We start from the raw sequence: 24905 nt of genomic DNA on the forward strand, positions 1-24905 counted from the left end.
AAATGAAGGGGAAATAGCCATGAAAACGACAGAACGTATCTTTAACGCCTTACTCTTTGAAGCGATTGCACTCGCTATTATTATCCCCGTTTCTGCCCTAATATCAGGCAAGGGAACCAGTGAACTTGTCATAGTAGGTATCGCTTTGAGTCTTTATACCGTGGTATGGAACTACTTCTACAACCTAGGATTCGACAGGGTATTTGGGGCAAATCGAGAGCAACGCACTTTGAAAACCAGAATACTGCATACCTTTGGATTTGAAGGGGGACTTATTTTCATTAGCATACCGACCATCGCCTGGTTTCTACAGATAGGTTGGTTGGCAGCCATGGGCTTAGAAGCGGTTTTTTTGATCTTTTTCTTCTTCTACAGCACCCTATTCCATTGGTGCTATGACAAGTATCAGCCCTATAAGACTTGGATTACTATGCAAGCCACTAAGGTCAAATAGCGCAGCTAAGATCAACACACATCACCATCAAACGAACCTCACTAAACAATTTAGCGATTCGTTTGATGGCAGCATTGAAACTTATCCATTTCAATTTCTTCTACTTAGCAAGAAAGCTAAGCCAGTTCATGTGTTGCCCAGCGTAAAATTCCCCTTAAACACAGTACATAAAAATAATAGACCCGCACACAGTAAACTGAGGTTGTTGAAATATCCTATAAACATCACAAAAAGACTAACTATCAGTAATTAATATTCAAATCATTAGTCTAGATATAATTCTTTATGCTATAAAAGCCATATATTAAGCGGGGAGATGGAAGCAAAATGCGTGCAGGGAACAGAATGAGGCTCAGGATGCAGCAGGCATTAAATTTGCCGTCAGCATTGATACTTAGCATCGTTTTATTGCTCGTATCCATTATTTGTAACATGGCACTCGCTAAAGAAAGCAATGCAATACCAGCAGAATCGCAACCTCAAGCCATAACCTTAGCCGCAGAAGACAGTTGGCCACCTTTCGCCAATCAGTTTGGTCAAGGTATTTCCCATCGTTTAATCCAAGCCGCATTTAAACAGTCGCATATTGAAGTGAATAGCTTAGTTGTACCCTACTCCCGTGCCTTAATGATGGCGGAAAAAGGTGCAGTTGATGGAGTGTTTAACGTCACCCGCGAGAACAGTACTGAGCAGCGCTTCATCTTTGGAAGCACCCCATTATTTATCGCCACGGCTTCTTTTTATCAAAAGAAACAAAAACCTATTCTGGCAGACAATAAATGGGCGCTACCTAAAGGCACCGTTATCGGCGTGATTAAAAGCTATGAATATGGCGATGAGTTTCCCGCATTAGTTAAACAGCAACAGCTCAATATCGTCACCGTCGCCAACCAACAACAGCTCATCAATTTATTATTGATTGGTCGCATAGATGCTGCCTTGATGTTCGACTTAGTCGCGAAGGAAAACCTGAAAAAAATGGGGGTAGATGATGAGATTATTCCTGCATTTGCTAACCACAGCAGCGATATTTTTTTGGCCTTCTCGAAAGGAAATCCGCAAGCACAAACCTTAGCAAGCCAACTCGACGCAGGCTTATCACAGCTAAAAGCCACAGGCCAATACGACAAACTGCTCTTAGTCGCTGACTAATCCACTATCGCTACAAGCGAATGATAGATTACCGCTGCGAGCGAATGATCTCTTGATTCACCCAATATAACAGCTGCTTAATAGCCTTCGACAGGATCTGATTCTGGCGCACAATATAACCTAAACTCGTAGTAGGGAATTGCGGTAGAGGAGTGACTTTAGTGGTGAGATTCGCCTTAGTGTAAACCGAAAACTCCGGTACGATAGCCACACCAAATCCCGCCTCAGCCCAATCGATTTGCGCGTCAACACTACCGACTTCCATTATTCTGTAATTCGATAAGTTCAGCGACGGCAATGCGGGATCGAGCAATTCGCGGGTTCGCGTATCGTGTCCTAATAAAATCAACGTCGGTTGCTCGGCTAAGGGCGTATCCACAGAGGGTTTTGCCTGCTGCCATTGCTGTAAATTATCTCCGATTGCACACCATTTAATCTGTTGTAGCTCAGTAAAATGCAGTGGCTGACTTTCCTTCTGCGCAATCACAAACCCTAAATCTGCCTCGGCATTTTTCACCAATTCAGAGGCTTGTGATGAGGTTGTGTTGAGCAGTGAGAAATCTATTCCCGGAAACTCCGCCTTAAAGAGCTGAAACGGCTGGATCAACAATAACCGCGAGATAATGTCGCTGGCGGCAATGGTCAAGGTGCCTTGGCTAAGGTCATTAATCGCATTGAGATCCGCCTGACAAATTTGCAGTTCCATTAACGTCTTCTGACTGCTCTCTAACAGACGAAATCCTGCTTGCGTTAATCGAAAGGGATTACGGTCAATCAGCTTGACTCGAGTGCTTTGCTCTAACTGCTTAATATGCAAGCTAACATTGGGCTGCGTCATGTGCAGCGCTGTGGCCGCTTTCCCAAAATGCTTGTATTCAGCCAAAGTCACGAAGGTCTTTAACCAATGGATATCGAGCATAACGCCACCTTTTGCAAAGTATTAGAGTTAATGATAGCCAATGATATATGAAATTCTTATTGGGATGATAACCATAATTAATTTCTCTTATTCAAATGACGGGTCTAGCATAGCGTCTTAATCAATGAGGAGATGTTGTTATGCCGTCGATCGTGGTTGTGGGTGCAAATTGGGGTGATGAAGGCAAAGGCCGCATCGTAGATTATTTAGCCGCGGATGCCGCTGCCAGTATTCGCTTTCAAGGTGGTAACAACGCTGGCCATACCGTCGTAAACGACTATGGCACCTTTAAATTACACCAATTACCGAGTGGCATTTTCAACCCTAACTGCGTTGCAGTTTTAGGCCCTGGCATGGTGATCAGCCCTGAAAAACTCAGTGTAGAAATTGCTGAAGTGCAAGCGGCTGGCATTGAAGTCAAATTATGCATTTCTGACCGTGCTACCTTGTGCTTACCTCTACATGCATTAGAAGATACCTTAGAAGAACAACGTCTTGGCGACCTCGCCTATGGTTCAACCCGTCAAGGGATTGCACCAGCCTATGGCGATCGCGTGATGAAAAAAGGCATTTTAGTCGGCTGGTTAAACCAACCTGAAGTGCTGCAAGAGCGCATTCAATTTATGCTCGACTGGAAATTGCCACAGTTAAAAGCACTTTATCCAAGCTGCGATTTTAATCAAACCGCCGCCGAAATGACCGCATGGTTATTAGAAGTGACGGCACCTTGGCGTCCGTTTATTTGTAACGTGACAGAGCCATTAAAAGCATTACAAAAACAAGATGCGAGCTTACTGTTTGAAGCGCAATTAGGTGCTGGCCGCGACTTAGTCTACGGCGAATATCCTTATACCACATCTTCAAACGTGACTGCGGCTTACGCGGGTATCGGCAGCGGTTTACCTGCCCTGCGTCCAGAACGCATCATTGCTGTCGCGAAAGCCTTTAGCTCATCAGTCGGCACAGGCACGTTAGTGACCGCAATGGAAGAGCAAGACGCCTTCCGCGAAAATGCCAACGAGTTTGGTGCAACGACAGGCCGTCCACGTGACATGGGTTACTTCGACGCTGTTGCCACCCGTAATGGTGTTGAGCTACAAGCGGCAACCGAAATTGCCCTGACTAAGATTGATTGTCTTTCTGGCATGAAAGATCTGAAAATCTGTGTTGCCTATGCTGGTGAACACACTGAGAACCCAATTTGGCCACAAACTGCTGCGTTAAGCCCAGTGTATGAGCAAATGCCAAGCTGGAGCGAAGATATTACTGGTTGTCGCACCTTCGAAAGCCTGCCAGTCGCCGCACAACAATATGTTGAACGTATTGAAGACTTAATGGGTGTGCGCGTTAGCATGGTTTCTGTTGGACCAGAGCGCGATCAAATGATCATCCGCTAGTAAACAACGTTTACCCTACAAAAAAGCCATATTCGCCTCGGTGAATATGGCTTTTTACTTTGATATGGTTTGTCATTGAAGAATCACTCAAGACGTTGATAGCGATGACTCGAATACCCCATATTCAAATATTGCAGCTAAATGAAATGGCATTACTCTTCGAATACGTATTTATCTATCATACCGACCATACGACCAATTTCTGGTTTAGTAATGGTATCGTTAGCACCTAATGCCATCGCCTTTGCGCGGTTATCTTCACTCATTAAAGAGGAAAACATCACAATGGGCATTTGTCGATACGCCTTGGATTCTCTTAAGCGTTTCACCAAATGCATGCCATCCATGCGAGGCATCTCAACATCCGTAATAATGGCGCTGACAAAATCAGAGATAGATGCATTATCTTGGTCAGCAAGATTCTCAAATTCCATCAGCATTTCAAGGGCATCACCACCATCTTTGGCTGTGATAATGTTGTAACCTGCGCTGCGAAGGGTATTTTCGATCATCTTACGAATAAAAGCGGAATCATCGACAATTAAAATCGTTTTCGCTTCACGTTTCGCCAGCATTTTATCATTGATCAGTACACTTCTATCGAGCGTGACATCGTACTTATCCATACTCAGTTCAGGATTAATGTCAGCAATAATTTTCTCAAAATCCAATATCATAATGAGCATGCCATCACGGCGCACTACGGCAACGACACAATCATTTTCACCCGCTTCTAAAAATTGACTCGGCGATTCAACTTGCTCCCACGACACTCTATGGATGCTACGAACACTATCGATTAAAAATCCATTAATCATCTTATTAAAATCAGTCACTATGACCACTTTGTGGGTTAAATCCTCAGGTGTCGATATTCCGAGCCAACCGGCAAGATCGACCAAAGGGATCAACTTTTCTCGCAGCGAGAACACCCCAACCATGTGCCGCTGGGCATTGGGATAATCTGACGTTTCTGGCACCCTAATGACTTCTCTCACTTTGGCGACATTAATACCGTAATGGCACACTTTATGGCCACCATTGGGAAGTGTCTTATGTAGATGAAACTCAATAATTTCGAGTTCATTTGTGCCACTCTCTGTCAATATTTCTGATTTTTTAATTTCGCTCATATAAAGCTCTCAACCTAGCAAATCAACGTAAGAAAGGGATTGCAGTTATCAGTATAGGAAGGGATTAATGAATTAGGCACGATAGTGTGATTTTACTGCCTGATTAGCGTGATATTTTTTGGGTAACAAGCATTTTATCTATAAGCAGAAAAACGTCACATAATCGAATCTAATGACGATTTCAGTCGTCACATTGTCAATCATGGCCAGATTAAGCATCACCGTTGCCGACCTAAAGTAGTCTGCACATTTCCCTTAACAGCGATTTTGTCTCTCCGCATTAGAGGTTTTGTTTTAAGAGATAAGCCGCTAAACTATTACGCAATAAAACTATCTAGAATAGCCGTACCCCATGCCGCAATTTAGCCCGACCTTTTCTTTCCCAGTGCAAATCTACTATGAAGATACTGATTTTTCTGGCGTGGTGTATCACCCCAACTTTTTGAAATACTTCGAACGCGCCCGTGAGCATGTGATTGGTGCTGAGCGTTTAAGTGCATTATGGCAACAAAACCAACTGGGTTTTGCTGTGTATCGTAGCGATATGTTGTGTCATGAGGGGGTGGAATTTGCCGATATTATCGATGTTCGCACTAAATTTTACTTTGAGAGCAAGTATCGCACTGTGTGGCAGCAGGAGATTTGGCGCCCGCAGGGCAAAAAGCCTGCTGTCACTGCAACCATTGAAATGGTGTGTATGAATCAAGCCCGTCAATTAGCGCCTATGCCGGCAGAGTTAATCGCCATATTAAGTCTTGGTTTCACATCAAGCGAACAAAGCTAATACTCTTACATACAAGTACGCGCGCGATTTCCTGAGCTTATTTCGACATAAGCAAGGGCAACAAAAATCACTCAAAGAAGTACAACTCAAATAGCGATAACTGGACAGTATTAAGGCTCGGTTGCAAGCCTTAATACTCTTGATTTGACGAGAATTTGATTTAACGAGCATTTCATTTAACGAGCGCTTAATTTAATGAGCACAAGGTTTAGATTGTATTATGTAGTTGGGCCCAGTTCATTTCGAGTTCGGCGGCACTCATGGGCTTCGCGTAATACATGCCTTGTATAGTATCAACCCCCATAGCCACTAACCTATCTCTAATCTCAAGCGTTTCAATTCCTTCAACAGTTACCTCATAACCGAGTTTTTTGGCAATATTAATACTGGCTTCGAGAATGTATTCCGACGGTTTATCCTGCTCCAGATCCTTTAAAAAGGCTTTATCAATTTTGACTTCATTAACGGGTAAATGCTTTAAATAAGCTAAGGAAGAATGACCCGTACCAAAATCATCAATTGCAAGCCTAACCCCTAAGGCACGTATCTTTCCTAACGTCTCGACCGCCTTAGTTAAATCGGCCATTAAAGTGCTTTCAGTAATTTCGATCATCAAGGATTCGGGAGGGAGCTGGTAATAGGCTAATCTTGCAGCAATTTCTTGGGGTAAGGTTTCACTGTCAAGATCCCGTGTCGAGAGGTTAACTGCAACACACAATTGTATCCCTGCCGCGCGCCATTTTGCCTGCTGTGCTAAAACCTGATCGAGTGCCCATTGGCTGACTAAATCAATCATGCCAGCATATTCGGCTAAGGGAATAAATTCTCCAGGAGAAATAATCCCGAGTTCGTCATGCTCCCAACGCATCAAGGCTTCAACCTGAAAACATCGACCCGTTACAATATCCTGTTTAGCTTGATACACCATATATACTTGATTACGTTGCAAACCTTTAGGCAAACTATCGATAATTTTCAGTTCTCTTAACTGACGAATATCATCATTTTGGGCATAGTAAGCAATCGCGCTACGAGAATGGCGGGCTTTCTTCAGCGCCAAATCGACTCGACGTAACATCTGACTCGTGTCGGCATGGTGTTCTTGTAAATGCAGACAGCCGATTTGAAGCTTAACGCTGACGGGTGTGTTCTTAATGCTAAAAGGCACTTGCAACCGCCCTCTTAAGTGGACTAATTGCTCCTCAGTCAACGCTTGCTCGTAATATAAACAAAATTCATCACCATTGAGGCGTGCGATTAATCTCGGGGATAAACTTAAGCTGTTTAAGCGTTCAGAAAATTGCTTCAGCAGGATATCGCCAAATACAAAACCAAAGAGATCATTCACATAGCGAAATCGATAAATATCAATTAGCACTAATGTCCCTTGAGTCAGCGGCATCATGCCAGTAAGAGTACGTTTCAAGCCGACACGATTAACAAGTCCTGTTAGCTTATCCTTACCCACACTTGCCGGTAACGCCTTTAATAATTCATTTAAAGTATGGTAGAGAGGAACAAACGCTTGGGGGACGATGCCAATGTCTAAAGCTTGGCGTTCAACCTTTTGCTGCTCTAGCTGGGTACAAAGCTGTGCTAAGAATTTTTGCTGCGACCGTAAAGATCTGTATTTTGCCTGCAGGATATACAATGAAAATATCAATAAAGCGAGAGAAGCGACAACTAACCCGATTACGAACATACCTTGGCCTCTGCCATACCACGTAAGCTTTTTCTCAAATGACACGATAAAAGATATCAGCGCCATTTGAATTCCATTTAGGCCTAACGATTATTGGTAACTTTCTCTAATTGAATGGAATTTATCCATAAACTCATCACTGGCTAAATCATCGGTCGTCACAGGTAATCCACGGGCGACAAACACACCGAGACGTTGCTCTAGTTCAGTGCCCGCTCGCAATTCACCGGTATAAAAGGCCGCTGCACGGATAAAGTCGAGATAGGTGACATGATCGGGTAGATAAGGTAAATCAGCCCAACGCTCAACCACTTCCATCACTTCGGTAGAGAAATCCCAACTTTTCAAAACAGCACGACCCAAAGGCCCTTGCATTTTACGTACGAGCGCGCGTAATTGATCAATGCTAGTGAATAAATGGGGATGAGCTTCCGCTTCTGTTAATACAGGTAAGGCGCCAATGTTATGCACGAGTCCAGCTAAGGTTAAGGTATCAAAATTTAACCGACTGGTTGAATGACGCTTATTGTACATCTGCAGCATGGCACAAGACGCAGCGGTTACATCGATTGAGGTACGCCACACTTCGTCCATGACTTCCCACACCATTTCATTGGTGGAAATGAATAATTGCTCCATCGCCACCGAAGTGGCAATGCTTTTAATCTGGATTAAACCAATACGAGAAACCGCACTGTTGATACTTTCAGCCGGCACGCCTCGGCTATATAGCGCGCTGTTGGCGACCTTAATAATACGCGCAGAAATCGCTGCATCTTGGCCGATCACTTCTGCCACTTGTTTAAGGCTCGCATCGGAGCGTCCAACCACTTCTTGCACCCGCATCGCCACTTCAGGCAAGGTCGGTAGTACTAAGGCATCGTCTTTTAGTTTTTTTAATAAACTGACTAACAGTAGATGTTCGGTAGACATCTTAACTCCCATCAATCTGTAAACATCAACATTGGATTGTTGGAGTATATCAGTTGGCTGTCATTAGATGCGTAGAAAAAACAGCAGACGTTAATAATTTGTATGATTGCGTTATCAATTTTGCCTTACTTCTCTGTCTTGATCATCGACCTCAATCATCACTCAAGTTGAAATATTCCGCTCCAGTCGATCTAAGCCAAACTCACTATATTCGTAAAATGTGAAGTACTGCTAAAGTTAACTAAGGCAATTTGCATACCCCTACTTTCATTGTGTAAAATGCCGCCCCCGCGCACCGCGTCATTTATTAACCCATTTGAGAGTGATTATGTTTAAACCTGAGCTGCTGTCTCCAGCTGGAACCTTAAAGAACATGCGCTACGCCTTTGCCTATGGCGCAGATGCCGTGTATGCCGGTCAGCCAAGATATAGTCTAAGGGTACGTAATAATGACTTTAAAATGGAAAACCTTGCCACTGGGATTGAAGAAGCCCATGCACTCGGTAAAAAGCTGTATGTGGTGAGCAATATCGCGCCCCACAATGCCAAGCTAAAAACCTATATCAAGGACATGGAACCCGTAGTGGCGATGAAGCCTGACGCACTGATCATGTCCGATCCAGGTTTAATCATGATGGTGCGTGAAGCGTTTCCTGATCAAGTGGTGCATTTATCCGTGCAAGCGAATGCCATCAACTGGGCCTCGGTAAAGTTTTGGCAAACCCAAGGCATCAAACGCGTGATCCTGTCACGCGAATTGTCCTTAGATGAAATCGAAGAAATTCGTCAGCGCTGCCCCGATATCGAGCTTGAAGTGTTTGTGCATGGTGCCCTGTGTATGGCGTATTCAGGCCGTTGTTTACTCTCGGGTTATATCAATAAACGCGATCCTAACCAAGGCACCTGTACTAATGCTTGTCGCTGGAAATACGATGTACACGAAGCGCAGCAAAATGACAGCGGTGACATCATTGCCATGCCAAATGCGGTGCAAATTGAAACGCCAACGACCTTAGGCGCAGGCGCACCCACAGATCAAATTTACCTACTACAGGAAGCCAATCGCCCCGGCGAATACATGCCCGCCTTCGAAGATGAGCACGGCACTTATATCATGAACTCTAAAGACTTACGGGCCATTCAGCACGTTGAGCGCCTGACTAAAATGGGCATAGACTCGCTCAAAATTGAAGGCCGCACTAAGTCCTTCTATTACGTTGCCCGTACCGCACAACTGTATCGCCGCGCGATTGAAGATGCTTCATCGGGTAAAGATTTCGACCGCAGCCTAATGAATCAATTAGAAGGCCTAGCCCACCGTGGTTATACCGAAGGCTTTTTACGTCGCCATGTGCATGATGAATATCAAAATTATGACTATGGCTACTCAGTTAGTGACACCCAACAATTTGTAGGTGAACTGACGGGCAAACGTAATCTTGCAGGATTGGCCGAAATTGAAGTAAAAAACAAGTTCTCCGTTGGCGACAGTGTTGAACTGATGACGCCGCAGGGCAATATCAGTTTGACGATTGAACAACTCGAAAATCGCAAAGCTGAAGCGGTTGAAGCCGGTTTAGGTTCGGGGCACACTGTGTATCTACCCGTGCCGAAAGAAGTCGATTTGAGCCACGGTATTTTGCTGCGTAACTTGCCCCAAGGTCAGGATACTCGCAACCCACATGAACTAGGTTAAGATCATGGCACTACTGATCGACGATAGCTGCATCAATTGCGACATGTGTGAACCTGAATGTCCTAATCAGGCCATCACTATGGGCGAAGAGATCTATGAAATCGATCCAGACCGTTGCACCGAATGTGTGGGTCACTACGACAAACCGACTTGCGTGTCTGTCTGCCCCATTGATTGCATCGACCCAGATCCAAACCGTGTCGAATCTAACGACGAATTGTTAGTGAAATTTGCCGTGTTAACGCAAAAAGCTTAATCACGTCACCTGACCGAGTGGCTATAATGCCTCTCGGTCAAATCTGCTCTAATACCTGCCATAACCTGCGCAAAACAACCCGCATAAAAAATCACAATAAAGATGCATTTAACAGTATGGAAAACCTTTAAATCGCTTAAATCCAAGCCTTTATTTCAGCATTAGTCAAAACACTACTTTAGACTGACTTCTTTTCAGCGGTGAATGTCAAAAAAGTAGCAGACGGAATTTATCGCTGCTTCACAGTTTATGATTCGGACTAAATGTCGCTTGATAAATCACCACTTTTACAAACTCGGTTGTTTTAATAGACTAATAGTTATTATTTTGACGCTTATTTGTACACCTCACTCTTTAGCTAAGTAAAAAGTCACCCACGGTCAAATTGTAAATCAAGTGTTACATTTCAACCCTATGAATTAGATATACCTTAAGCATCGAACTGGGCAGGTTGAAAATACCTTCTACATTGAATTATGTCTCGAAGTCCGTGGAGACATAAAAAGAAAATGGAGTTCAACATGCATAAGAAACATTTAATTGCAGTCGCGGTCGCAACTGGACTTGCTTACTTCCCTGTTAACGCTAATGAATACCAAGCGAGTATGGTAAGTGTCCCGCAATCTAAAGCCATCAAAGATACTTACATTGTTGTATTCAATACCCCAAGCGTTCTTAATCTAAGTAATAACAACACCATAGCTGAATTCGCGACGAAAAAAGCCGAGAGTTTAGTCAACCAATATGATGTCACTGTAATGAAAAACTTTGGCAATGTGCTCAATGGTGTACTCATCAAGGCCAGCGCCCAACAGATTAAAGCACTGCGTAAAGATCCAAATGTGAAATACATAGAACAAGATCAAATCATGTCAGTAACACCTATGGTTGAAGCCAATGCCAATCAACCGAGTCCGACCTGGGGCATAGACAGAATCGATCAACGAAACTTGCCATTGGATAGTAACTATCACACGGATTTCGACGGCTCTGGTGTCACCGCCTTTGTGATCGATACTGGCGTGCTTAATACTCACAATGAGTTTGGTGGTCGCGCCAGCAGTGGCTATGATTTTGTGGATAATGATTACGATGCGACTGACTGTAACGGTCACGGTACCCATGTGGCGGGGACGATTGGCGGTTCAACCTACGGTGTCGCGAAAAACGTCAATCTTGTGGGAGTCAGAGTACTCAACTGTTCAGGTTCAGGCAGTAACTCTGGCGTGATTGCAGGGATAAACTGGGTGAAAAACAATGCTTCCGGCCCCGCCGTCGCAAACATGAGTTTAGGAGGCGGCGCCTCCCAAGCAACTGATGATGCAGTCAATGCCGCAGTTGCCGCAGGGGTCACTTTCGTAGTGGCGGCGGGTAACGACAACAGTAGCGCTTGTAATTACTCACCCGCACGGGCGGTAAATGCCATCACGGTTGGTTCAACCACCAGTAACGATTCCCGCTCGAGTTTTTCTAACTTCGGGACTTGCCTTGATATTTATGCGCCAGGTTCGAGCATTACGTCCGCTTGGTATAACTCGAATTCAGCGACTAATACCATAAGTGGTACCTCAATGGCAGCCCCACATGTGGCAGGCGTTGCCGCATTATACTTAGATGAAAATCCAAATCTCTCTCCCGCACAGGTGACAAACTTACTTACGACACGCGCCACGTCAAATAAAGTTACAGACGCTAAAACAGGTTCACCCAATAAATTACTCTTTTCACTCGCAGGCGATGATGGTGGCTGTGGCAATAATTGCCCCGTCGATGAAACACCGCTGCAAAATAATGTGGGTGTCGCAATCAGTGGTGCCACAGGTTCTGCGACGTATTACTACATCGATGTCCCAGTCAATGCGGCAAGTTTAGGGATCAATCTAGCGGGTGGTTCTGGTGATGCGGATATTTATGTCAGCCAAGGACAAAAACCGACGACAACAAGCTACCAATGCCGCCCCTATCAAAATGGCAACAACGAGAGCTGTAACTTCACCACACCTATGGCGGGTCGGTGGTATGTGATGGTGCAAGGCTATAATAATTACGCCAATGCCCAACTGACAGCCAGCTATAACCTGAATGGCGGCGGAAGCTGCACCGATGCAAACTGCTTAACCAATGGCGTACCTGTCACGAATTTAAGCGGGGCAACGGCAACAGAGAAACTGTATAAGATAGTGGTTCCAGCCAATAGCCAACTCAACATTGCCACCAGTGGCGGAACTGGAGATGTAGACCTGTATGTTAAAGCAGGCACTACCCCAACGACCACCAGCTATGATTGCCGTCCCTATAAAAACGGGAACAATGAAAGCTGTTCGATTACCGTGACTCAAGCGGGAACTTACCATGTGATGTTACGCGCTTATTCGAGCTACTCGGGACTACAACTGAGTGCAAGCTACTAACTCATTGACCAAACCATACAGTAAAGTTTAAATAAAAATAAGCCCACTAAGATAACAACTTAGCGGGCTTCTTTATGGAATTAGCAGTGTGTAGTCTCACTACATAACGTTAAAAGCTTGGGGATTTGGCGAGAATAATTGTCGGTTTCGCTTCAATTTGCAGACGCTCAATCACAGCGGCAAGCTTTTCAACACTAAAACGAATTGGGGCTGGCATACTGGCAAATTCGATACTTAACAGCAGGTTTTTCACTTCGAGTCCTAATTCTGTATCACCTTGAATACTCAGCTTACGCTGGAAGAATAGCGTGTCGGGATCTTCCTTCGCCGCCGCCACTAACACTAGCTCAGCAGAGTTGGCACTGAAGGTCACCTGCGCATTGGTGAGCTCTCTGACTTGCCACTTGCCATTAAAACTGACTTCGAAGGCTAAGTTTATATCTTCCACTCGAATCGCGACCCATTTATCCGTCAAAAATCCAAGCTCATCGCCAGCAGCTTGCTCGGCAAGTAAGAGTTCAAGCAATTGGCTGATGGCTTTTGCTTTGAGGCTAAACGGCATCTTAGCAAGGGGAAAGCCGATGGCTTTTGGGGTGAACTCTAAAAGTTGCTGAGCAAATTTTGCGAAAAAAACAGCGGACATAGCGGGAACCCTACAAGAATAAAACATGATATATCCCAGTTTATCGGGATTTTATGATCTTAAACCTGTTTTAAATCAATTCATCGCCATTCAATCTTACCTACACTCAGCGGCTATCATTTTATCGGGAGCATCACTATGGAGCTGTTGTGTCCAGCAGGAAATCTGGCCTCGCTAAAGTCGGCATTACATGCCGGAGCCGACGCTGTGTATCTAGGGTTAAAAGACGACACCAACGCGCGCTCGTTTGCAGGATTAAACTTCACCCCCGCAAAATTGCAAGAAGCCACTGAGTTGACGCAAAAGCACGGCAAAAAAATCTTTTTAACCTTAAATACTTTTCCAAAGCCCGGTGAAGAGCATCGTTGGTATCAGGCTATCGATTTAGCGGCAAAACTGGGTATAAATGCATTAATTGTTGCCGATCTTTCTTTACTCGATTATGCCCATAGGCACTATCCAAACCTGCCACTGCATTTATCGGTGCAGGCCAGTGCAACCAATCTGGGTGCGCTGAGCTTTTATAAGGAAGCCTTTAACATCGCCCGAGTAGTATTGCCACGGGTGTTATCCATGAAACAAGTACGGGATCTTGCTAAAGTCAGCCCAGTGGATTTGGAAGTATTCGCCTTTGGTAGTCTGTGCATTATGGCCGAAGGGCGTTGCCAGCTGTCATCCTATGTAACAGGCCAATCGCCCAACACTGGTGGATCTTGTTCACCAGCAAAACACGTACGCTGGCAAGAAGAAGGACAGAACAGATTAACCCGGCTCAACGATGTGTTAATTGATAAATCGGCCCTCGACGAACAAATGGGTTATCCCGTGGTATGCAAAGGCCGTTACATCACAGCAGATCAAGATTCGCCGCAATATTTACTCGAATCACCAACCAGTTTGAATACCTTAAGCTTACTTCCAGAGCTAGCCAAGGCGGGCATAGTGTCGCTGAAAATCGAAGGACGTCAACGCAGCCCAGCCTATGTTGAACAAGTCACTCGAGTATGGCGTCAAGCCATAGACACCTATCTAAATAATCCAGCGCTGTACTCACAAAGCCAAAATCAACCCCATTGGGAACAAGCCCTAGCGAAAGTATCCGAGGGTCAGATCACTACGCTTGGCGCCTACGAGCGCGATTGGCAATAAAAGGTAAATAGAGAGCAAGATTGACAAAGGACACCTTATGAAGATTTCCCTAGGACCACTGTTGTATTGCTGGCAGAAACAGCAAGTCGCTGACTTTTACCAGCAAGTCGCCGGCAGTCAAATTCCCTTAGTGTATTTAGGTGAGGCGGTTTGTAGCCGCAGACGCGAACTCAAGTGGGGCGATTATCTAGAGCTGGCGCAAATGCTCAAGCAGGCGGGTAAAGAAGTCGTGCTTTCGACGCTGGCCTTAATCGAAGCGCCATCTGAATATACTGAGCTCAAACGCCAGGTCGATAACGGTGAATTTATCGTCGAAGCAAACGATATGGCGGCAGTGTATCTTGCCAAAGAGCGTAAGTTACCCTTTGTCTGCGGCGCGAGTATCAATAACTACAATCGTGCTAGTTTAGACATCTTGCAGCGGTTTGGAATGCAAAGATTTGTGATGCCAGTGGAGCTATCTAAGGCTTGGTTACAACAAGTAATTCAAGAGCAGCCATTATTTGAGGTGGAAGTGCTCGGCCACGGCTATTTACCACTCGCCCATTCGGCGCGCTGCTTTACCGCTAGACACAAACAGCTCACGAAAGATCATTGCGAAACGGTATGCCGTGAATACAGTAAAGGACTACTCGCGCAAACCCAAGAGCAGCAACCTTTACTCAGGCTCAATGGAATTCAAACCCAATCCGCTAGCTGTTTAGATTTACGCAGTGAAATAGCGGCAATGACACAAATGGGGGTCGATGTGTTTCGAGTATCACCCAGTAGTCTTGACTGCATCACTAAAGCCAATGCTTTGGTCGATACGATTCAAGCGACTAAAAATACTCAGGATTTTTCGATGAATAGCAATCTTGGTATAACCCAGTGCAACGGTTATTGGTTTGGTGAAGCGGGCCTTGCTGTGCATGTGAATCCATAGCCTAAAGCTGAAGATAAGCCTAAATTCAAAGATAACTCAGCCAATGATTTTGGGATCTTGGCTGAAGCTTAACTGGCTAAAAAGCAGCACACTTGTCCAGCACAATAAACTTCCCAGTCCAATCCATTCTAGTAGGGCTGGCCACCACAAAGTAGGACGCGGCAGTTGCAATACCATCTCCTGATAAAACGGTCTATCACCTTCGGTCAAACCTAAATTGAGCTGTGGCGCATACAGAAACGTCAACATGCTACATAAGACTATTAACGCCAACAACCCAGTCCAACGGCCAAAGTTAGACTTGCCGAAACAGACCAAGGCTAAATAGAAGATCGCACTCAAACTCCCCAGATAGAAAAACCATTTCAGCCCAAGAACATGCAAGTGATACACGTTCACCGGAAATAATCCCACGCTCGCTAAAGCCAGAAAAGTGAGAGCCAAACTGATAAAGAAAGGGTATCCCCAGCAAGAAGTTACCTGCTGCAAAGAAGACAAACAATAGAAAACGAGGCTTAAACTGCCAAAAAACAATCCACCGTTGAGAATGACAGCGAAAGACGAATGACCATAAGTCCCTAATTCACTTAGGGTGTGATTCAAAAAATTGAAGCGATGGAATTCAGAATCATCGAACCCCAAAACAGTAATAACAATGCCAATTAAAAGCCCAAAGATCCCCAAAAAACCAAACTTAATGGCCAGTGTTGAGCCGCCTTTAATCGTAACCTTCTGTACTTTTGCGATCATGAATACTAGAGCTGGATGGGAGTAATACTAACTTACATGGAAATGAGAAGATTTAAAGCGGCGGGTATCCGCTTTATGAATAATATTTTTACTTTCATCGTTATTTGCGACTTTTTAGTCAATCACAAAAGCATCAAGATAATGGAGAAGGTCACTTTTAGAGATAAGTCGATTTAAAGGCTTATCGCATAAAAATGTGTCCTAGTGCCCAAGACTCCTTAACATTACCGCGATATGCACAACAGGTTCTCGTCAACGCTATATAGCCAGAGTTATCTCTATTGCACTTTCAAATCGAACAGAAAACCAGCCAACATGGCGGTAGGGCTAAAGTTGCTGATGTTTTTTTGTGCAGAAATAACATCTAGATAGTTTCACACACATCAGTAAACAAGTAATTAACCAGTCGTTAACCCACCTAAGGTAAGTGATGGTAAAGCTATGTTTAATAATGCTTTTGCAGTAATGGAAGCCAATATAGCCACTCTTAATTTATCGACAACTGAAGTAAAATAACTATGCTGTTTTGCTGCTTATATCAAACTAACTAGCGAATCGTTTTACATAGAGAAGCTAAGCGAGTAATCTTCCCCATTCTCGTTTTTGAGTTGAATTTAAATGCACCTTAATTAGCGTCGACAGCTTGTTACGTGCGGCTATTTATTCAAATTTACCATGTACGACTCGTACTTTAAGGTGTACAACATTGGCTACTGAAAATAAAAACCGAAACATTAAGACGATACTCACCTTTATCGTCCCTTCGCTGATTGGTCTGTTGTTATTTATGACCCCTATCAGCTACAACGATGCGATCACAATTCCTATCGCTATCATATCTAAAGCACTGCAAGGCGCATTGAGCGGTGTGCTAACCCTCATAGTGACTATTATTGTTGTGACTACGGCGCTGGCCTCTTTACTGTCAAAAGTGTTTAAGCCCACATTCGTTAGCCAAAATCACTTCCTTAATGGTTTATTGAATGTCAGCCCTATGTGGTTGACGACTCGGATCTTAGGTGCAGTGTTTATCGTACTGACTTACTTAGGTTTAGGTCCAGAGATCATCAACTCCTCGAGCACTGGCGCATTAGTCTTAAACGACTTATTACCTGTGTTATTCTCGGTATTTATCTTTGCGGGTATGTTACTGCCGCTGCTGCTGAACTTCGGCCTACTCGAACTCTTTGGCACACTCTTAACGAAAGTCATGCGTCCCGTGTTCAATCTACCGGGTCGTAGCGCTATCGATTGTATGGCCTCATGGTTAGGTGATGGCAGTGTCGGTATTTTGCTGACCAGCAAACAATACGAAGCCCGTTTTTATACCCAGAGAGAAGCCGCAGTTATTGGCACAACCTTCTCTGCGGTATCGATTACCTTCAGCTTAGTGGTGATCTCTCAAGTTAAGTTAGAGCATATGTTTGTGCCCTTTTATTTGACTGTGTGCCTCGCGGGTTTTGCCGCCGCCGTGATTGTGCCTAAGTTGCCACCATTATCGTGGAAGAAAGACAACTACATAGATGACACACCACGCATGCCAGATGATGAGCTGATCCCTGCAGGACATGGCGCCTTATCTTGGGGCTTTGATAAAGCCTTAGAAAAAGCCGCCAGTGCCGGTGGCATAAAAGCCGTTTTAAATGAAGGCATTAAAAACGTTGTCGATATGGTATTTGGCATTATCCCTGTGGTAATGGCCATTGGTACGCTGGCACTGATTATTGCCGAGCACACGCCCATCTTTAACTATCTGGGGATGCCGTTTATTCCATTACTCGAATTACTGCATATTCCAGAAGCCACTGAAGCCTCTAAAACAATCGTGGTCGGTTTTGCGGATATGTTTATTCCGTCAATCCTTGCCAGCTCAATTGAATCAGATATGACCCGCTTTGTAATTGCAGCCTTATCTGTGACTCAGTTGATCTATATGAGTGAAGTCGGTGCACTGCTTATCGGCAGTAAAATCCCCGTCAACTTCGTTGAGCTTTTCGTGGTGTTTATTCTACGCACCTTAGTGACACTGCCTGTTATCGCAGGTGTAGCGCATTTATTGTTCTAACATTACGCTAGTTTGGACCTAACGTAGGTTTTAATGTAAGTCCAACAAGCGTTCTAAAAAAGGGGAGTCAGATTAACTGACTCCCCTTTTTGCACTAACTCATACACGAACTGGCTGATTTGATTATATAGCGTGACTTAATCGTACAATCTCCACTCGACACCACACAACTCACTTTTGGACATTTTCGAGTTAAAGCCTTAACTCTAACGTGTCTGTTTTGGATAAAAATATCTATGGAGATAACGCCTTTATAACGGGCAGCCTGTGGCGAAGCCACGCTTTAGGCTGTCCAACCACGAAGTGGCGTTCGTTGATAAACTTGTTATAGGTTTAGTGGATAAAGTGTAAATGACTTATCTCCTTTTTGATTTACTAACCGATAATTTCTTTGAGCATCACAGACTTGAACCACCCAAACATAGTCGAATAACCCCGGCTCTATATTGGCCCCTGTTGAGTCAATGTCTTTGATAGGATCATATTTTCTAGTTTGGAGTACTTGAAGTGAATTGCACTCTTTACTGTTAATGGCCTCCATTAGAGCGATGTAGTCTAGAGACCATTGCACATCAGCTTCGTTTAGCAGGCTGCTTGTAACAATACGACTCACATTACCTTTCCATTTCTCACGAACCTCTGAAAGCAAACCTTCAGAGACGCTCATATTTTTACCATTTAGGTTAAATACATGAGCGTCGCTAGACAAAGACTCTTTATTTGTAGCGCAACCAAATAGAGAAATAACTAACAGAGTAAAAATACACTTCTTCATGATTGACCTATAACTACCGCCACACAGGCGAGCAACTTGTTGCGAGTCCAGCGCCGCAGGCGCGGTGTGCTGGCGTTTGTTATGCGTATATCTCATTTTATTGGTTTTTTATTGAGCATTACTTTGGTTTTAATTACCAGTACCAATGTAGGTATTTGTAGTGCGAAAAATGAAATGCTTAGTCCTTTGAATGACGGATTTGCCTCTCCAGTAAACACAAGGACGCCAACTAAAAAAAACCAAATAACAAGGAAAAATAAGCCATAGCCTATCAGCGATTTAAAAACTATCTGATTACTTGGAGTCATAATTTCCCGAACACATAACTATAAGCACAGAGGCAGCGTCCCGCGGCCGCAGGCCGCTACTGATGCGCCTTGTTAGCAACCCGTGCAACAAACAACACCAGCCGTGCAATTTAAAAACTTGCGGCCGCATAACATAAAAACACCATGCTACCGCCCGGGTCGTTGGCGCAAGACGCCAACAGTTTGAATTACTTTTAAGCGCCTTGCCAAGCCAGTTGAACCATGAAAACCGGCGTTGAAGTAACGAACGGATTAAACCACCGAACGTACCGAAAATACGCAATTACACCGACTTTGCTTTTGCAAGCTAACGCATTACTAATGGGCTGCCGCAGCGCAGCGTAGGCAGTCCCGTAGAGGCCACGCTGTTTGTGGCCGGAACGAAATTAAGTAACTTGTTATATGGCATTTTTTTCACCAGCTTTACGATACTCTGCTGTATCCATCTTTTTAATTTGCAAGTAACCTAAAAACAACGATATAGGACAAATAGTCATTATTAAAATTCTAGAAACTGTGCTCATTGACTCACCTGGGATGATGTATTCGATCCCAAGCACTACCATCAAGAAAACTAGTCCTCCATAGATGAAAAAAATCTACCTTTCTCTGGATTTCTAATAGTGATGAATTGCTAAGTTTTTGCGAGCATTTAGGGCAATGAAATAATGTTTCCTTTTTTGTTTTTTCCAAGTTTTTCAATAGTAAGTAACCGAACTCCTCAGAACACACGGGACATTTCATCGAACTTTCCTAAATGACATATAACGCCCCAAGCAGGGCAAGTACATGCAGGCTAAAATACGGAACGAAGTGACGGGAGACTGCATGTAATTGTCCCGCTGACTTGGTTTGTTATGTGGCCTACTTTGTAACCATATAAGTCTCGGCAGACAAGAACCAGCTCTTTTTGTACATACATTCTACGATAAATGCATATTGGATATCACGACTTGGAAATTGTTTATCAATTAGATGCTCCTTTATCTCACTTTTGCAGAGTACAAAGTCCTTTTCAGCCCCGACTATATTGTCACCTGTCGGGGGAATTTCTGGGTTTCTCACCCAATAAGTAACGTACCCGAAATAGTCGTAGTTGTCCTGATATGAGAAATTTAATTCTACTTCTGTAGGCTTGGTCGCAGTACATCCGCACAGGGCGGTAAAAAGCAAAATGCTAATAAGTCTAATCATTCTCAATTGCCACATAACGTTTGGTTAAGGGGCTGGCTTTAGCCAGTCCCAGTGAGCGAAGCGAACGGTTTGAACCAGTTGTTAGGCTGTGCACTAGTGCATTATTCCCCAAGACTCGCAAACCCCACCAAAAGGTTGCATAGCGGAGCTAGCGTTTCTTTGAGTAGATGTGACGCCTTCATAAGTAATAGGGGCGTTTATTTGAAATTGCACATACCCAGCATAATCTTCATCTGGTTCGTACACCTCAATATTGCCGTATTTAGATTTGAGTAATTCAAGAGCCTCCAGTGCTGGCGGCCAACTATCAAAATCAATGTTGTAATCAACTGTGTAGGATTTAGAAAAATCGAAGCCATCGGCTTCAAGCCGTCGAAGTACATCCCCATCTGCATCATTTGGCCAGGTCACAGAACTCTCCTTGTTGCCTAACATTTTATTAGTGCGCATGCGCGTTTACCTCATTAGACCAGTAAAAACGCGCACTGTTAATTACTTGTAATAAAAGGAACTTATCAGCTTTTTTTCAAATACACCATCTGGAAAAACGCGCATGCGCGTTTCCCAAACCTATTAACTAATTTTGGTAAAGTATATACAAATGATTTTAAGGGTTTTATTAATTTTAGGCTGGATAAACACGCAAACAAATGAGTTTAAAATCGCTCAAAATACTTATGATTTAAATACGACGGTATACTTGTACAGTTTTGACAAATCGCAGGTGACTTGTGCCAAGCGAGAGATATAGATGAGAATTTTTAGGGCACAAAGTCCGTTTGTTGCGACGCCACTAACAACTTGCTAACTCATTTCGGGGCAATAGCTTTTTAGCTAAACGAACAGCAGAAGTGTTAATTAAGATTGGCATTGTTGCAACTGTGACCGTTGGCGGCATGGATGCCGTCGTCGAGCCCTCAGGGACGCTTCTTGTTAAATGCAAGGGCGGCGAGTCACAGGGGAAACATGCTGTAAACTGACAACAAAGTTATCTTGCTTTGGGGCAGAAGTAAGTTAAACCAACCTGTCGGTTCTAATTGCATCCTGATGTGAATCTTGCAGGTTCAGTCCAGGCTGATTCACCTTTTGTCATCTGCATGTCATCTAAACTTCATCATTCGGTCAAAGCCCCCCACTAAGCTCATATTCGTTAACAGCCTAATGGGGTGAATACGAGATGACAGGATTTAATTTCAGGAAACTTGAGAGGTCTACGCGGGAAGAGATAAATGACCCCAGCCTTTCCCCTCCCATCTTTAATCGCTCAACACAAACGCCAACATTAGCACCAACATCCTCAAATCAATTCAATTGTGCCGCTATTACCCCATCCGCATTAACTTCAGCCCATACAGCAAGCATCACAATTAACGCCCTCTGGTTGTCAGATATCCATTTAGGCTGTAAGGATTGCAAGGCTGACTACCTGCTCAGCTTGCTTGAAACTGTGCGTTGTCAGCACTTGTATCTGGTCGGTGACATAGTCGATTTATGGGCGTTGAAACGTAAGCTGCACTGGCCCGATAGCCACAATAAGGTACTGCAAAAATTCATTGAACTGGCACAAAACGGCATCCAAGTGATTTATCTGCCGGGCAACCATGACGAACTGATTAAACCCTACGCCGAGCTAAGCCTGTGGAATATTAAAATTGCCCGCCAACATATTCACCACGGAATCGGCGGCCATAAACTCTTGATGCTCCACGGGGATCAGTTTGATGCCGATGTGTGTGTCGGCCGTTTCTACGCCATATTGGGCGACCATTTATATGACCTATTATTGTTCCTCAATCGCAATCTCCATAGCTTGCGGGAACGCTTAGGTTACCCCTATTGGTCACTGGCAAGTTATATCAAGTCCAAAGTGGGTAAAGCTCAAGCCGCTATTGGACATTACCGTCAAGCGGTACTCAACTATGCCCAGCACTTTGATGTTGACGGTGTGATCTGCGGTCATATCCATCAGCCCGAACTCTCGACTCATCCCAGAGCAGCCCAATATTACTCACCACTCAGTCCCCCAGAAAAGAGGCAGATCATCTACGCCAACGACGGTGACTGGGTCGAAAACTGCAGTTTAATCACAGAAACCTTAAGCGGCGAATTACAACTTTGCCGCTGGAACGAGCAAACGCTCAAGCTCGATATTCTCAACAGTATAGCGCTGGTACAACAGCCGCCTAAGACGCACAAAGACAAGCAACAAAAAACGGCAGCGCAGCAAATGCCAAACACAAATACCGGCGAAACTCGCCCAAGGGATGTTGCCTAACACTATGAATCAATTACATAACGCTATGGAATACAATGAAAAAACGCTAAACAGCAAACTTAGCCATAACAAGCATACTGTGCCGTTTAAGGCGAATAACATGATTTTTACCGTTGATAATGTGGTTGAACAAAATCTACCAGCTATCAATGACAAACCTTGGCTCGCTAAACCTGCCAAGGCCATGCTGCGTTACCTACTCAATGAAAAACAGTGCAACGATATCGCCAGTCAATATACCTATTTACAGGGCGTAGACTTTGTCGAACAAATGCTGGCGAGTTTTGACTTTAGCTTTACCGTGCCCGCCAACGAGATAGAAAACATTCCCTGCGAAGGCCGAGTGGTGATATTCGCCAACCATCCTATAGGTTCACTCGATGCATTAGCGCTCATCAAACTCATCAGTGAAGTTCGCCCAGATATAAAAGTCGTCGCGAATGAACTCTTGATGGCGCTGGAACCGCTGCACTCAATCCTACTGCCAGTGCGCAATATGACCGGCGGCACACCGAAACAACATTTAGAAAAAATCCACCAGCACCTGCGTAACGAAGGCGCAGTGCTGATTTTTCCGTCGGGCGAAGTCTCACGTCTGCGTCCTAACGGCGTGCGTGATACCCAATGGCACTCAGGCTTTTTAAAGATGGCGATTTCCTGCAATGCGCCCCTACTTCCAATATTTTTAGATGCCAAAAACTCTGCCACTTTCTACGGCGCATCTATGATTTATAAGCCACTCGCGACACTGCTGCTAGTGAAGGAAATGTTCAAGCAGGCTAAACGTAATATGCCGATCCGCATTGGCGAGCTCATTCCCAATGAAGCCGTACGCTCAATGGACTTTCCACTCAAGACAAAGATAAAACTGCTTAAAAATCATTTGTATCGTATCGGCAAAGATAAAGATCCACTGTTTATCACACAGAGCGCTATCGCCCACCCCGAATCGCGCCGTGAACTGCAAGCGGCACTGCAACAATGTGAACTTCTAGGGGAAACGCAAGATAACAAGTTGATTTATCTCTACCAACACCACGACAGTAATCCCATCATGCGGGAAATTGGCCGCCTTAGGGAAATCGCCTTTCGCGCCGTAGGCGAAGGTTCGGGCAAGCGCCGCGATATCGATAAATACGATTCCTACTACCAACACTTAGTGTTGTGGGATAAAGAGCAGTTTGAAATTATCGGCGCCTATCGTTTTGCCAGTGGTGAGCAAGTCTTAGCAAAATATGGCGACAACGCACTCTACAGCCAATCCCTATTCCAATACGCCGACAGCTTTATGCCCTTTGTGAAGCAAGGGTTAGAACTCGGTCGCAGCTTTGTGCAGCCTAAATATTGGGGTAAACGCAGTTTAGATTATCTGTGGTTTGGCATTGGGGCTTATCTCGCCAAGCATCCTGAATATCGTTATCTATTTGGCCCAGTATCCATCAGTAATCAACTGCCTGGAAGTGCTAGGGAAATGCTAGTGCACTTTTATGCGCGGGAATTTGCACCTGCACAGCAGATGGCAGTTTCCATGTCGCCCTTTGGCTTATCTAAATCCCAAAAAGCTAAGTTAGATGACTTGTATTTCTCCGAGGATTATCAGAGTAACTTTAAGCAACTCAAACAAGTGCTCGCGAGTATGGGGGCGGCCGTACCTACGCTCTACAAACAATATGGTGAACTGTGTAAAGCGGATGGGGTTAAGTTTCTCGCCTTTGGTATTGACGCCGACTTTGGCGATTGTATCGATGGCTTAGTACTGGTGGACACCCACAAACTGAAAGGCAAAAAGTATCAACGCTACATAGGCGCACACTTGCCCGAATCGGAGCGGATGCAAATCACAGCAGATGATGAGCCAGAGATCCAAGATCTTTGAGTTAAAACTTTGTAATGGGTGTTGGCTAAACTTGCACCACTCTGTTATAAGTAACTGTAATGCAGCGCATTAACAGAGCGCATCTTAGGATGCGCAAGCTTAACAGGG

The 24905-nt window shown here is 44.4% G+C and carries 20 protein-coding genes; 12 read left to right on the plus strand and 8 right to left on the minus strand.

All coding sequences use genetic code 11. The annotated features are described in order from the left end of the window. Positions 1-19: 19 nt before the first annotated feature. Both GWI56_RS11120 and GWI56_RS11125 read left to right on the plus strand, forming a co-directional pair. On the plus strand, positions 20-454 hold the full coding sequence (locus GWI56_RS11120; RefSeq protein WP_168822865.1) for a PACE efflux transporter: 435 nt from the start codon (positions 20-22) through the stop codon (positions 452-454). 327 nt (positions 455-781) lie between these two features. Next, the gene (locus GWI56_RS11125) at positions 782-1606 is read left to right on the plus strand and encodes a transporter substrate-binding domain-containing protein (RefSeq protein WP_198572930.1); all 825 of its coding nucleotides are present in this window, start codon (positions 782-784) and stop codon (positions 1604-1606) included. A gap of 28 nt (positions 1607-1634) precedes the next feature. Here the strand turns inward: GWI56_RS11125 and GWI56_RS11130 are convergent, their stop codons facing one another. Further along, positions 1635-2525, minus strand: a complete 891-nt coding sequence (locus GWI56_RS11130; protein WP_028761417.1) for a LysR family transcriptional regulator — start codon at positions 2523-2525, stop codon at positions 1635-1637. 140 nt (positions 2526-2665) lie between these two features. Between GWI56_RS11130 and GWI56_RS11135 the strand changes: the two genes are divergently transcribed. Continuing rightward, entirely contained in the window at positions 2666-3922 is a 1257-nt protein-coding gene (locus tag GWI56_RS11135) for an adenylosuccinate synthase (protein WP_198572931.1), read from the plus strand. 152 nt (positions 3923-4074) lie between these two features. Here the strand turns inward: GWI56_RS11135 and GWI56_RS11140 are convergent, their stop codons facing one another. Next, complete coding sequence (locus GWI56_RS11140) at positions 4075-5055, minus strand: chemotaxis protein (protein ID WP_028761419.1); 981 nt, start codon at positions 5053-5055, stop codon at positions 4075-4077. A gap of 352 nt (positions 5056-5407) precedes the next feature. Between GWI56_RS11140 and GWI56_RS11145 the strand changes: the two genes are divergently transcribed. Continuing rightward, a complete protein-coding gene (locus tag GWI56_RS11145) occupies positions 5408-5839 on the plus strand; it encodes a thioesterase family protein (protein WP_105251729.1) in 432 nt (143 codons plus the stop codon). Between the two features lie 208 nt (positions 5840-6047). On the opposite strand, the gene GWI56_RS11150 is transcribed toward GWI56_RS11145, so the two are convergent. Beyond that, the gene (locus tag GWI56_RS11150; RefSeq protein ID WP_198572951.1) at positions 6048-7541 is read right to left on the minus strand and encodes a bifunctional diguanylate cyclase/phosphodiesterase; all 1494 of its coding nucleotides are present in this window, start codon (positions 7539-7541) and stop codon (positions 6048-6050) included. A 90-nt stretch (positions 7542-7631) separates the two neighbouring features. Next, on the minus strand, positions 7632-8474 hold the full coding sequence (locus GWI56_RS11155) for an HDOD domain-containing protein (protein WP_131523262.1): 843 nt from the start codon (positions 8472-8474) through the stop codon (positions 7632-7634). A 328-nt stretch (positions 8475-8802) separates the two neighbouring features. On the opposite strand from GWI56_RS11155, the gene yegQ reads away from it, so the two are divergent. From yegQ to GWI56_RS11170, 3 genes are all read left to right on the plus strand, one after another. Continuing rightward, positions 8803-10170 carry a tRNA 5-hydroxyuridine modification protein YegQ gene (gene yegQ / locus GWI56_RS11160; protein WP_105251727.1) on the plus strand — a complete coding sequence of 456 codons (1368 nt, stop codon included), beginning with the start codon at positions 8803-8805 and terminating at the stop codon, positions 10168-10170. Between the two features lie 4 nt (positions 10171-10174). Next, entirely contained in the window at positions 10175-10426 is a 252-nt protein-coding gene (locus tag GWI56_RS11165; protein WP_006082676.1) for a YfhL family 4Fe-4S dicluster ferredoxin, read from the plus strand. Positions 10427-10947: 521 nt separating this feature from the next. Further along, complete coding sequence (locus GWI56_RS11170; RefSeq protein WP_173497520.1) at positions 10948-12837, plus strand: S8 family peptidase; 1890 nt, start codon at positions 10948-10950, stop codon at positions 12835-12837. Between the two features lie 109 nt (positions 12838-12946). Here GWI56_RS11170 and GWI56_RS11175 read toward each other — a convergent pair whose 3' ends face one another. After that, positions 12947-13480, minus strand: a complete 534-nt coding sequence (locus GWI56_RS11175; RefSeq protein WP_173497519.1) for an SCP2 sterol-binding domain-containing protein — start codon at positions 13478-13480, stop codon at positions 12947-12949. Positions 13481-13618: 138 nt separating this feature from the next. Here GWI56_RS11175 and GWI56_RS11180 point away from each other — a divergent pair, with 138 nt between their 5' ends. Next, complete coding sequence (locus GWI56_RS11180; RefSeq protein ID WP_173497518.1) at positions 13619-14629, plus strand: peptidase U32 family protein; 1011 nt, start codon at positions 13619-13621, stop codon at positions 14627-14629. A 37-nt stretch (positions 14630-14666) separates the two neighbouring features. After that, positions 14667-15554: a U32 family peptidase gene (locus tag GWI56_RS11185; RefSeq protein ID WP_198572932.1), complete on the plus strand. Its 888-nt coding sequence runs from the start codon at positions 14667-14669 to the stop codon at positions 15552-15554. Positions 15555-15590: 36 nt separating this feature from the next. Here GWI56_RS11185 and GWI56_RS11190 read toward each other — a convergent pair whose 3' ends face one another. Further along, complete coding sequence (locus GWI56_RS11190) at positions 15591-16304, minus strand: hypothetical protein (RefSeq protein ID WP_028761881.1); 714 nt, start codon at positions 16302-16304, stop codon at positions 15591-15593. Positions 16305-17010: 706 nt separating this feature from the next. Between GWI56_RS11190 and GWI56_RS11195 the strand changes: the two genes are divergently transcribed. Then, a complete protein-coding gene (locus GWI56_RS11195) occupies positions 17011-18369 on the plus strand; it encodes a YjiH family protein (RefSeq protein ID WP_131523258.1) in 1359 nt (452 codons plus the stop codon). Between the two features lie 325 nt (positions 18370-18694). On the opposite strand, the gene GWI56_RS11200 is transcribed toward GWI56_RS11195, so the two are convergent. After that, on the minus strand, positions 18695-19144 hold the full coding sequence (locus GWI56_RS11200; RefSeq protein ID WP_168822851.1) for a hypothetical protein: 450 nt from the start codon (positions 19142-19144) through the stop codon (positions 18695-18697). Positions 19145-20739: 1595 nt separating this feature from the next. Then, positions 20740-21096 (minus strand): ribonuclease E inhibitor RraB, encoded by a 357-nt coding sequence (locus GWI56_RS11205; RefSeq protein WP_168822840.1) that lies wholly within the window; start codon positions 21094-21096, stop codon positions 20740-20742. Between the two features lie 727 nt (positions 21097-21823). Here GWI56_RS11205 and GWI56_RS11210 point away from each other — a divergent pair. Continuing rightward, positions 21824-22921 carry a UDP-2,3-diacylglucosamine diphosphatase gene (locus tag GWI56_RS11210; RefSeq protein ID WP_198572933.1) on the plus strand — a complete coding sequence of 366 codons (1098 nt, stop codon included), beginning with the start codon at positions 21824-21826 and terminating at the stop codon, positions 22919-22921. Further along, on the plus strand, positions 22911-24797 hold the full coding sequence (locus tag GWI56_RS11215; protein ID WP_198572934.1) for a lysophospholipid acyltransferase family protein: 1887 nt from the start codon (positions 22911-22913) through the stop codon (positions 24795-24797). The genes GWI56_RS11210 and GWI56_RS11215 overlap by 11 nt, the downstream gene beginning before the upstream one ends. Positions 24798-24905 lie beyond the last annotated feature (108 nt).

Origin of the sequence: Shewanella sp. DW31 (assembly GCF_015767295.1) — a bacterium.
Taxonomy (GTDB): domain Bacteria; phylum Pseudomonadota; class Gammaproteobacteria; order Enterobacterales; family Shewanellaceae; genus Shewanella; species Shewanella oncorhynchi.